Below are 11,390 nucleotides of genomic sequence, written 5' to 3'. Positions count from 1 at the left end.
GGGTGAAGACATGGACCCTGTATTCCAGATGTTCCCCCAGGACGGACCCCTGCGACTCGCCAACCGGGCGACGAGCGGACTGGTCCCCTTCCTGGTGCCTTCCGACGCGTCGACCATGTTCCTGCGGCTCATCGCGGTGGGTTCGAACTGCGAATCGCTCGGCGGCGCGGCCCCTACGATCGAACTACGTGCGGGGACGGGAGAGATGTCCGACATCCCGCGCGCCCCGGGCGAAGGTGCGATCCACGACGAGTACGGTGCTCACGTCGGAACGGCCTCGTGGACCCGTGAACGCCACGACATCTTCATGGTGGAGCTGTTCATCGCCAACAAGGACGCCCGCCTGTGGCGCGTACGGATCACGAACAACGATCCGGAGGAACTCGGCTTCGTGTGGGTGACGTCGGACGTCGCGGACGACACGCACCAGCCGCGGCCGTCGATGCAACGGCACTTCGAGCGCCACGAGGTGGCGGGAATACAGCTGGATAACATCGTGGCCAACATCGCCAATGTGGGTACCGCGGAGCTGAAGTTCAAGGATCTACCGGGAACCGACATGGGCGCCGGCTTCACCCTGCTGAAGGTGCCGTCCGGCATTCCGCCGAACGGCTGCGGAAGCCTGGAGATCAGGGTCGACACCATCGTCGGCACTCCCTTCTCGGGACTGTCCCGTGACGAAGCCACCTACGTGCTGAAGTGCAACGTCGTGGACGCCGAGGACACAACACTCACCCTGGTGCGATCCGAGAAGACGCGGAAGTGGAAGGAGAAGGACAAGGAGAAGGACAAGGAGAAGGAGAAGGAGGACAAGGACGCACCCCATGAGCTGATGAAGGCCGGCGACACACTGGCCAGAGGCCGCGACCGTCACCCGGGCGGGGTGGGGGACGATGCCGGGGAACGGCTGGCCAACCTCGAACGGACGGTCTCCGATCTCATCCATTTCATCCGTCCGGAACTCCGGCCCGACCTGTCGACGAGCGCTCTGACCTACGAGAGCCAGACCGGTCAGCAGGCGAAGCAGTCGAAACAGAGTGAGCGGTAGCGGCCGCCATGTGGCTCGTGTTGTGCGGTCCGGAGGACCGGTCGGCGCTGTGGGCGTACGAGGGCCTCAGGGAACGCGGTCTTGCTCCGATCGACGTCGTGGAACCGGAGACGCTGACCCGCTCGGCACGGTCCGCGCACCGCGTCGACGAGGACCGGGCGAGCTTCGAGATCGCTCTGCCCGATGGGCGGACCCTCGCCAGCGGCGACATCGACGGCTTGCTCAACCGTCTGACCTGGGCGCCCGTGGACCATCTCGTCTTCGCCTCCCGGGCCGACACCTGCTACGCCATGGAGGAGATGAGCGCGCTCGTGCTCAGCTGGCTCAGATGTGTCGCCCCGGTCGCGGTCAATCGCCCCAGCCCCCGTGGCCTGTCCGGGGCGTGGCGCTCCCCCGCCGAATGGACCGTGCTCGCGTCCGCGGCGGGACTGCCGGTGTCCCCGCTCTCGCTGTCCAGCAGGGTCCTCGCGGAGGCGCACCCGTACGGGCGTGACGAGGCCGAAGGCGACGCGTCGTCAACGGCCACGGCCCATACGGTCGTGGTCCTGGGCGACCATGTCTTCGGCGGCGATCCGGTCCGTGCTCTCGCGCCGGCCTGCCGAAGACTCGCCCGGCTGGCCGACGCGGAGCTCCTGGGCATCGACCTGGATCTCGGCGACCGGGTCGACCAGGTCGACGTCGACCGGCTCGGCGGAGTCGACCGGGGTGACGTGCGGTTCCTCCGGGCAACCCCGATGCCCGACCTGCGGGTCGGAGGCGACGCACTCCTGGACTCCCTGCACGAACACCTCACCCGGCTACCGCTGGAGACCCCTCGGCCGGTCAAGCCCCGAACGTCCGCGAGGCCGCGGTGATCGTCATCTGCGGGATCGCGAGCGAACGGCCGGTCGCCCAGGTCACGGAGGCGCTCCGGCAGCTCGAACTGCCTTATGTCGTCCTGCACCAGCGGAGGTTCATGGACGCTCCCCTCGACATCGGGGTCGACGGCACAGGGGCCCACGGACGGCTCCTGGACGACGGCCACGCCGTCGACTGCTCTAGCGTGACGGGCATCTACACCCGGCTCATGGACTGGCGCATGCTGCCGGAGATGGAGCAGGCGAGCGAGGAGACCGTGCGGCGGTGCGCGTGGTGGCACGACGTCCTCAGCAGTTGGATCGAGATCGCACCGGGATGCGTGATGAACCGGACCGCCGCGACGTCGTCGAACCAGTCCAAGCCGTACCAGGCCCAGCTGATCGGCGAGGCGGGATTCCGAGTACCGGAGACGCTGGTCACCAACGATCCGGATCTCGTCCGCGCGTTCCTGTCCCGCCACGGCGACGTCGTCTACAAGTCGATCAGCGCCGTCCGGTCGATCGTCCGCCGTCTCGACGACGAGGCGCTCGAGCGCCTTCCGCTGATCCGCTCGTGCCCGGTGCAGTTCCAGCAGTACGTCCGGGGGGTCAACGTCCGCGTGCACGCGGTGGACGGAGAGCTGTTCGCCACCCGGGTCGAGACCGACCAGGTCGACTACCGGTACGCCCACCCTTTCGGCGGGCGAACGGAGCTGACCTCCTGGGAGCTGCCGGAGGAGCTCGCCCGACGGTGCTCGGCCCTCGTCACCCGACTGGGGCTGACGCTGGCGGGCATCGACCTCGCTCTGACGGACGAGGGGGAAGCCTTCTGCTTCGAGGTCAACCCCAGTCCGGCGTTCAGCTTCTACGAGGCCCACACCGGTCAGCCGATCGCTCGCGCGATCGCTCGCGCGCTGGGCCGCGGAACGGGCGTGTCACGCGGGATTGACGCCCGGATGACACCTCGCGCGTAGCGTCGAAGGTATCGACGTCCGCCGGGGGCGCCAGGCGCGTGCGGGGCGGACACGGGGCTCAGAACCGTCAGTCCGAGACGGGGTGCGCATCATGTCAAGCCTGGACAACGAGGGACGGGACTACTTGGTTCCGCCCGAGAACACCGAAGGGCAAGGGGCCTCCGGCGAAGCCGCCGGGATCTCCTTCGAACCGTCGGCGGAGAGCCTGGCCCAGCTGGAACCGAACGACGGCACCGTGGAGCGGAACGTACGCGAGGCCAGGGAGGCCACGGCAGAGGCGATACGGGAGCGGACCTCCCGGCAGGACCGCGGACCGTTCTCCGCCACGAGCCTGTCCGGCGGCGGAAACATCCAGGGCATCGCCGTGGGCCCGCCGGAGCCGGACAGCGAGAGCGCGCCGGGCACGCAGGTCCTGCACGTGTACGTCGCGGAACCGATGACCGTGGACCAGGCGCGGACCGCGCTGGTGGACGCGCTGGGCGTCGACGCCGCCCGCGAGGCACCTCTCCGGGTGGTCCACAGCGGGATCATCGACGCCTTCTCCCACCGGTTCCGGAGCCGTCCCACACCCGGCGGGGTCTCCGTGCACCACTACCAGGACGCCGCCGCGGGGACCCTGGGCTGCCTCGCCTTCGGCCGCAGCGGTGCCGCCGCGAACAAGGTGCTCTGCCTGAGCAACAACCACGTCCTCGCCCGGGTGAACAGCTCCAGGATCGGGGACTGCATCGTCCAGCCGGGCGGGCTCGACGGCGGATCCTGCCCGGCCGACCAGATCGCGGTGCTGGAGAAGTTCGCCGTGATCAACCTGGTGGGCAAGCCGAACTACGTGGACTGCGCGACCGGTTGGTGCTTCCCGGACCGCGTACGGCCGGATCTGGTCTACATCTACAACGGCGCCATCCAGTTCTTCCGGATCAGCAACGTGACCCGCCCTGCCTCCTTCGGCCTCCCGGTCGGTAAGTCGGGGCGCACGACGCAGCTGACCTACGCGGCGGTCGAATCCACCTCCTGGAGCGGCCAGATCAACTACGGAGGACGCCTGGCCTTCTTCGACCGTCAGCTCTCGATCCGCAACCCCGCCTACCAGTTCAGCGCTCCGGGGGACTCCGGCTCGATCGTCTGGGGCAGGGAGACGCCGCTGAACCCGGTGGGACTCCTGTTCGCCGGTTCGCAGGCCTCGGGCTACACCTTCGCCAACCCGATCGACTGGGTACTGAGCGCGATGGACATCCACCTGCTCACGTGACGGGTGCCCACGTGAGACCAGCTCACGCGGCACCTGCTCACCTGACATCCGTTGACTAACCCGACGTCACCGCCAGCCCACACCGGCGGATCGCACGGGCCGTGAGGTCCCGCCCCGGTCCGCCGCGCTCCTCTCCACCGATGCCCCTGCCGTAACCGACGGCCCGCGAGCGGCGCGCTGTTCCAGAGCCCCGGGTGGAAGTCGCCGTCAGGACGTGGTGCGGCGAGCCCGGTAGGCGGCGGTTTCGGCACGCGAAGAGCAGCCGGTGGCGCAGAAGCGGCGCGAGCCGTTGCGGGTGAGGTCGATGTACACCCGGTCGCAGGCATGGGACTGGCACAGGCCGAACCGGTCCTCGCCGAACCCCGGCGGCACCGCTCTGACCCGGCGCCTAGCCAACCGTCTCGAGCTCGCCCCGGGCATGCGGGTCCTCGACGTCGCCTCGGGCCGCGGCACCACCGCGCTCCTGCTCGCCGACACCTACGAGGTGCGGGCGGACGGCATCGGCTACGCCCCGGCCAACACCTCCCTCGCCCGGGGCGTCGCCGAGGCCGGCGGGCTGGCCGACCGGGCCGTGTTCAGTACCGGAGAAGCCGAGCACCTGACCGCCAACGCGGTGTTCGACGCCGTGGTGTGCGAGTGCGCCCTGTGTACTTCCCCGACAGGGAACGTGCCGCAGCCGAGTCCGCCCGCGTCCTCAGGCCCGGCGGACGCCTCGGCACCACCGACGTCACCGCTGACACCGACCGCCTCCCGCCCGAGCTGCGCGGGCTGACCGCCCGCACCGCCTGCATCGCCGGCGCCCGGCCCCTGAAGGAGTACGCCGAGCTCTTCGCCGCTGCCGGACTGCGCGTCCTCACCACAGAGCGCCACGACCAGGCCGGGACCCGGGCACCTCCTGGGCGGGCGGCGGGTTCCAGCGCGCAGGGGCGGGCGTCCGGTCAGGCGGCCCGGCGGGGCCTCGGAGGTCAGTGGGCGACGGCGGGGGCGGTGGGGGGTGGCGTGTGCGGGTCGGCGGTGCATGTGCGGGCGCACCGGGCGGCCTCGTGTACCTGCCCATCAGGGTGGAGGACGCATATGCGAGTGCCGATGGCGAACGTCGCCAAGGGTGCGAGCCCCATGGCCATGGCCGCGATGTAGGAGCCGGCCACCTGGTGGGTGTCGCAGACGGTGCCGATCCGGAACAGGTACCGGGACTCCGACGTCACGTCCTCGTCGCCGTCCGCCCGCAGGACGATGCGCTGGTCGGGGGCCACGGCGCGGGCCGCCACCGCCACCGCGATGTTCTCCAGCACGTCCGAGGTGGCAGCGACGATGGCGCGTGCACGGGGCAGCGCGAGCTTCCGCAGCAGGAAGCGGTCGCCCGCGCGCCCGAACATCACCGGTATGCCGAGTGACTTGGCCACCGGGACGCACGCTGCGCGGGGGTCGCGTTCGACCGCCACCACGCCGATGCCGAGCCGCTGGAGTTCCAGGCAGAGCCGCAGCCCCACCTGGCCGAGGCCCACGACGATGACGTGACCGCGCCGGGGCACCACCCGGGCGCCGACGAGGCCCGTCAGCCGGCCGGAGGTCATCCGGTCGACCAGACCGGCGGTGAAGAGCGCGGAGAAGCCGAGGACGCACAGCAGGCTCACGGTGGACAGCATCAGGTACCAGGGCGGGGCGTGGGCGTCCGCCCCGCCCGCGTCGACCGTGGTCAGGACCATCGCCGCATGCCAGGCGGCGGCGATGAGGGGCTCTCCTCGGACCAGCGCGCCCAGCACCGTGTCCAGCAGGAACACGAGGGTCAGTCCGGCAAGGCCGAGGAGCAGGGCGTTGGTGCTGCCGTCCAGCGGCCTGACCTGGGCGTGCGCCCGGTGCCAGAGCCGGCGCAGCGCGCTGGTCCTGACCTCGGGCGAGGACTCCACGCGCAGACCGTCCAGGATGCCGTCCGTGCCCTCCTCGGGGGTGTCCGGGGCGCCCTGCGTCGTACTCGCCACACCCAGGCGGTTCCCGTCGGGCGTGCGGCACAGGGTCACCAGGCGGCCCGCCACGCAGGGGCCGAGCAGAGCCGGGACGAGGGCGTCCGTCATGCCGATCACCGTGCAGTTGGGGACCGAGCGAACGACCTCGCCGGCCACCGTGCGGTCGAACAGCGTCACCAGCAGCCGTATCCCGGGACGTGCGTGCTCGACGAGCAGTGCGTAGCGAAGGGCCTGGATGTCCTGCCGCGAGACGACCACCACGGTGTCGACGTCCGGTTGCAGCGCCGTGACGAGCGCGTCCGCCGTCGGGGCGGGCAGGCGGCCGACCCGTGCACCCCAGGCCGTCGCGTAGTCGGCGACCGCGGCCGTCAGGTCGTCGTCGCCGACCAGCAGCAGCCGGCGTCCCGTCGGGCCGCCGCCGGGACCGGTGGCGGCCGTATCGGTGCCCCGCTGCCGGGGGGCGGATGGCTCGGGTACCGGCACCGGCGCTCCTCGAAGATCGTTGCCCAGCTCCCCTCGACAGTACGGAGCGCCGCCTGCGGGTTTCTTCGTCCACCTCTCCAGGGGGCCGCCGTGGACGTTGGCCGATCGCACGAGGGGGCGGGGGCCTCGCCGACTGTTGTATGTGCTCCTGCCCACCGAGTACCGTCGGTCCCACCGGCACGCCGCGCCGCGCGACATCACGCCCCGTGGTGGACGGTCGCACGGTGAGGAAGTCCAGGCCGAGAGGCCCCGGCCCCTCCCCACGTGGATCCCGCCTGGCACATCCGCTCCCGCTCGTGTGCAGGACAGGTGGTCACGATGAACGACACAGTCAGGTCTGCCGGTGCCGCAGTCGTGCGGCAGCTGCTGCTCGCGCTCGGCGATCCGGTCATCGGGCTGGTCGCCGCGCCCGAAGGGCTCGACGTCGAGATCAACGACGTCGTCATCCTGGATGCCGACGACGAGCCTGATCCCTATCGCGGCGATCTGGTGCTGATCATCGGCGGCCGGGGCCGGCGGGGCCATCGGCTCGCGCGTGCGGCCGCGGGCCGGGGGGCTGCGGTGGTGGCGCTGAAGACGGAGCACGGCGAGGACCTCGACGAGCTGAAGCGCATCGCCGAGGACACCGGGGTCGTGGTCCTCGGTGTGCGTCCCGAGGTCCGCTGGGCCCAGCTCGACGCGCTGGCGCGGGGTGTTGTCGCGGATGCGCGGGTCGTGGTGCCGGAGGCGGGGCGGCAGGCCGACCTGTTCGCTCTCGCGCAGACGGTCGCCGCGCTCACCTGCGGCATCGTGAGTATCGAGGACAGCGCCAACCGTGTCCTGGCCTACTCCCGTTCCGACGACGAAGTCGATGAACTGCGCCGGCTGTCGATCCTCGGCTGGCAGGGCCCGGACGACTACCTCGCCCTGCTGCGCGAGTGGGGCGTGTTCGACCGGCTGCGCGCCGGCGACGAGGTGGTGCACATCGACGAGCGGCCCGAGCGGGGGATCAGGAGGCGGCTCGCCATCGGCATCCGCGTCGACGAGCGGCTGCTCGGTTCCATCTGGGTGCAGGAAGGCCGTGAACCGCTGGCGGCGGGCGCGGCGAACGCGCTGGTCGGTGCCGCGCGGGCGGCGGCTTTGCAGCTCGTGCGGCGGCGTACGGGCACCTCGCCGGACCTGGAGTTCGAGCAGAGCCTGTTCCGCCGGATGATGGAGGGGCACATCGCCCCCCGGACGTTCGCCGACAACATCGGGGCCGACCCGGACGGACCGGCGGTCGTGGTGGCGTTCGCCCTGGACGCGGGGCCGGCGGGAGGCGACGCCGGCCGTCCTGCGTTCGAGATGCGCAGGGCGACCATGGCGAGCCTGATCTCCGTGCACGCGGCCGCGTACCGGCGTCGGTCTCTGGTCACCGCCGCCGACTCACGCGTCTACATGCTGCTCCCCGGTCTGCCCGAGCAGTCCGGGGAGAGCATCGCCTGCGCGTTGGCGGGCGAGATCGTGCGGGCGGCCGGGCAGCGGATGCAGCTGGACGTACGCGCGGCCGTCGGCTCGGTGGTCGGCGGGCTGCACGCGATCGCCCAGTCGCGGGCGGAGGCGGACCAGGTCCTCGACATCGTTCTGCGCGGCGGCGGACGGCGTGTGGCCACCATCGCCGACGTCCGGTCCGAGGTCCTGCTGAGCGAGGCCTTGGCGCTGCTGGAGCAGAACCCGCGGCTGCGTGATCCCCGTATCACCGCCCTCCTCGCCTACGAGGCCGAGCACGAGTCCGGTCTGGTGCCGTCCGTGCTGGCGTACTTGGGGACGCTCGGCAATGTGCGGGCGGCGGCACGGTCGCTGCACGTCCATCCGAACACCCTGCGCTACCGGCTGAAGCGGGCCGAGACGGTCAGCGGGATCGATCTCGCCGATCCTCACCAGTGCCTCTTCTCCCATCTGCAGTTGCTGCTGGAGACCGGGCAGACGGCGGTACCGCCCGGCAGGTGACCGGGAGGGGGCTCCGGCACGGTCGCACACGCGCCTGCCGGAGCCCCCGCGGGGGTGGTACCGGATGTCCTCCGGATCGTTCCGGACGTCCGGGCGGCTCTATGCCGTCCGGTCGGCCGCCTCCGGTTCGCCGCCCGGCCCGGCGGGCTCGCGGTCCCGCTCCTCGGGGGAGCGCAGCGCCGTGCGGAACCGGGCCAGTTCCCGCTTGACGACCGGTGCGAGCAGGTAGAGGCCGATGATGTTGATCAGCGCGAGGAGGAACAGCACGGCGTCGGTGAACGCCAGCACGCTGCCGAAGGTGAGAACGGCGCCGATGACGATGAACGTGCAGAACACCGCCTGGTAGGCGCGCTCGCTGAGCTTGCTCCTCCCGAACAGGTGGGTCCACGCCTTCTGGCCGTAGTAGGCCCAGGTGATCATCGTGGAGATGGCGAAGAGGACCACGGCCACGGTGAGGACGACCGGGAACCAGGGCAGCACCGTCTCGAATGCCGAGGACGTGACGGTGACGCCGTCCACGGTGGTTCCGTTCGCCGCGTAGTCCGCCTTGGCGTCGTTCCAGAGCCGGGTGTCGGCGATGACGATGGTCAGCGCGGTCATGGTGCAGACGACGACGGTGTCGATGAACGGCTCGAGCAGTGCGACCAGTCCCTCGGTCGCCGGGTAGCGGGTCTTCACGGCAGAGTGGGCGATGGGTGCGGAGCCCAGCCCCGCCTCGTTGGAGAACGCGGCTCGGGTGAAGCCGACGATCAGCGCGCCGATGGTGCCTCCGACGACGCCTTCCCCGGTGAAGGCACCGCTGAGGATCTCACCGAAGGCCGCGGGGACCTCGGTGATGTTGAAGAGGATGACGATGAGGCAGCCGGTGACGTAGACGATCGCCATGGCCGGCACCAGGCGGCTGGTCACGCGGCCGATGGACCTGATCCCGCCGATGATGACGAAGCCGACGACCAGGGCGAGCAGGACGCCGAGCGCCAGCGCCGAGCCGTCGCCTGCCAGCGGGCCGTCGTCCCCGCCGGTGACGTCCCGGATCTGGATGACGGTCTGGTTGGCCTGGAACATGTTGCCGCCGCCGATCCCGAAGAGCAGGATCATGACGGCGGCGAGTGCCGCGAGGGCCCGCCCGAGGAACCGGCCGGCAGGGCCGGGCAGCCGCTCCGCGACGCCCTTGCGCAGGTACTGCATCGGGCCACCGGAGACGGTTCCGTCCGGGTGGTGGTCGCGGTAGCGGACGCCCAGGGTGCACTCGACGAACTTGGAGCACATGCCCAGCAGTCCGCAGAGCACCATCCAGAACGTGGCTCCCGCCCCGCCGATGGTGACGGCCACGCCGACGCCGGCGATGTTGCCCAGGCCCACGGTTCCGGAGACGGCGGAGGTCAGGGCCTGGAAATGGGTGATCTCTCCCGGGTCGCCCTTGCGGCTGTGCCGGCCGCGGAGGACCTGCAGGGCCAGCCGGAGACCGCGGACCTGGATGAATCCGAAGTAGAGGGTGAAGACCGCACCCGCGAGGACGAGCCAGGCCACGATCCACGGAAAGCTGATCCCGAAGAGGGACACCTCACCGAAGACGAAGTCTCCCAGCCCGGTGGCGATCGGATCGAATATCGCGTTGATCTTCTCCTCCACGGTCCCGAGGAATCCGCTCTGCGCCCCCTGGGCGAGTGCGGGCAGCTCTCCGGGAGCGGCATGAGGATGGTGTGTCAGAGGCATTGCGGTCCCCTTCTTCCGGGCCTGGGACAACGACACCGTCGAGAAGTCCCGGACCTCGTGTCGCCGTTCGGGGAACCGTAGGGCCACCGCGGCCGGCGCGGTTTCGTGCAGTCGGCCAAAGAACCGGGGAGGAACCTAGCGGCGTGGACCACTGCACGGCCGGCACGCGCGACCGGCACGCCGGCACGTCAGCACGTCGGCACGCGTCCCGCTGGGCCGGCCGGTGCCGGCACGCGCGCGGGCGGGCACACTGCACGAGCACTCGGTTCGGTACGGGCTCCACCGTGCCCGGAGTCCAGCCCAAGGACACCGTTCAGCGGATCCACGGCAACGGCGTGGTCACCACCCGCAACGGGCGAGCCGCCCACGACCAGCGCATGCCCGCACCCGCGGATGAGCGACACCCTCCCTGCCACGGAACGGTCCGCACCCTGGACCAGGGCCTACCCCAGAAGACGGCCCCCGCGCTGCGCGTAGACCCGCCGAATCACCTTCCTGCACACACCGACCACTACCACGCAGAGAGAGGCGTACAGCCTGAACGCCCGGAAACCACTCCTGTCCGTCCATACCTCGATCACATCGACAACGAATCGCGGCTTGGCGCACGGGCCGTAGGCAGCGAACCCGTCCGGCTCGACTTCTGCGTCAGCCCACCGCCCACCAGGGATCCCCCCTCGCGGCCCGGACCCGACACCATGTCGAACTGCTCGGGCCGGCCGAACTCTCCCCCCTCCCCCACACACAGGCCGACCGCACCTCGAGTAGCATCCGCCGTGCTCGTGGAAACCGGCGAGACCGCCGCCCTGTCGGCCGCGGGCCACGGGCGTGGCCCCGGCGCCTGCCCGCGTGCAGAACCTGCACCTCGACGGCGCGACCCACCTGCCACCGCACGAGGCCGAGACCGCCGCCCCCGCCGCTACAGGAGCCCGAGGCCGTCGCACTCAGTCCTGGGCGGACGCGCTCAGGGCAACACCCCGCAGCGGAGCACGTCGCCGCAGCAATCGCGCGATGCGTGGCGCGAAGGACGGGAACCGGCAACCACCACAAGGCTTCGACAACGATCGCACCATCCCTGCGCGGCCGCCTCGCCCCCTGGGCCCATCTGCCCCCGCCGGCCCCGCCACGGGGGCCGGCGGGGGCGGCCCGCGTGAC

9 protein-coding genes are annotated in these 11,390 nt (G+C 71.0%); 6 read left to right on the top strand and 3 right to left on the bottom strand.

Features of this window, described 5'->3' with window-relative positions; translation table 11 throughout:
• The first annotated feature begins 10 nt into the window (after window positions 1-10).
• The 4 genes from NPS70_RS27120 (at window position 11) to NPS70_RS27105 (ending at window position 4,104) form a co-directional block, all read left to right on the top strand.
• Window positions 11-1,048, top strand: a complete 1,038-nt coding sequence (locus NPS70_RS27120; protein ID WP_256527091.1) for a hypothetical protein — start codon at window positions 11-13, stop codon at window positions 1,046-1,048.
• Between the two features lie 8 nt (window positions 1,049-1,056).
• Window positions 1,057-1,902: a hypothetical protein gene (locus NPS70_RS27115; protein WP_256527090.1), complete on the top strand. Its 846-nt coding sequence runs from the start codon at window positions 1,057-1,059 to the stop codon at window positions 1,900-1,902.
• On the top strand, window positions 1,899-2,858 hold the full coding sequence (locus tag NPS70_RS27110; RefSeq protein ID WP_256527089.1) for a glutathione synthase: 960 nt from the start codon (window positions 1,899-1,901) through the stop codon (window positions 2,856-2,858). Before NPS70_RS27115 ends, NPS70_RS27110 begins: the two co-directional genes overlap by 4 nt.
• Before the next feature lie 91 nt (window positions 2,859-2,949).
• Entirely contained in the window at window positions 2,950-4,104 is a 1,155-nt protein-coding gene (locus NPS70_RS27105) for a S1 family peptidase (RefSeq protein WP_256527088.1), read from the top strand.
• A gap of 207 nt (window positions 4,105-4,311) precedes the next feature.
• On the opposite strand, the gene NPS70_RS28800 is transcribed toward NPS70_RS27105, so the two are convergent.
• Window positions 4,312-4,416, bottom strand: a complete 105-nt coding sequence (locus NPS70_RS28800; RefSeq protein WP_256527087.1) for a CGNR zinc finger domain-containing protein — start codon at window positions 4,414-4,416, stop codon at window positions 4,312-4,314.
• On the opposite strand from NPS70_RS28800, the gene NPS70_RS27095 reads away from it, so the two are divergent.
• A complete protein-coding gene (locus tag NPS70_RS27095) occupies window positions 4,370-4,876 on the top strand; it encodes a methyltransferase domain-containing protein (protein WP_256527086.1) in 507 nt (168 codons plus the stop codon). The two genes, NPS70_RS28800 and NPS70_RS27095, sit on opposite strands and share 47 nt — an antisense overlap.
• Window positions 4,877-5,069: 193 nt before the next feature.
• Here the strand turns inward: NPS70_RS27095 and NPS70_RS28795 are convergent, their stop codons facing one another.
• On the bottom strand, window positions 5,070-6,551 hold the full coding sequence (locus NPS70_RS28795) for an NAD(P)-binding protein (RefSeq protein WP_256527085.1): 1,482 nt from the start codon (window positions 6,549-6,551) through the stop codon (window positions 5,070-5,072).
• A 318-nt stretch (window positions 6,552-6,869) separates the two neighbouring features.
• Here NPS70_RS28795 and NPS70_RS27085 point away from each other — a divergent pair, with 318 nt between their 5' ends.
• Window positions 6,870-8,519: a CdaR family transcriptional regulator gene (locus NPS70_RS27085; RefSeq protein WP_256527084.1), complete on the top strand. Its 1,650-nt coding sequence runs from the start codon at window positions 6,870-6,872 to the stop codon at window positions 8,517-8,519.
• A 99-nt stretch (window positions 8,520-8,618) separates the two neighbouring features.
• Here NPS70_RS27085 and NPS70_RS27080 read toward each other — a convergent pair whose 3' ends face one another.
• Window positions 8,619-10,235, bottom strand: a complete 1,617-nt coding sequence (locus NPS70_RS27080; protein ID WP_256527083.1) for a sodium:alanine symporter family protein — start codon at window positions 10,233-10,235, stop codon at window positions 8,619-8,621.
• Window positions 10,236-11,390: the final 1,155 nt, after the last annotated feature.

Origin of the sequence: Streptomyces sp. C10-9-1 (assembly GCF_024497955.1) — a bacterium.
Lineage (GTDB): Bacteria > Actinomycetota > Actinomycetes > Streptomycetales > Streptomycetaceae > Streptomyces > Streptomyces sanyensis.
The sequence above is the reverse complement of the archived record's forward strand: the minus strand, read 5'-3'. Positions and strand labels throughout refer to the sequence as shown.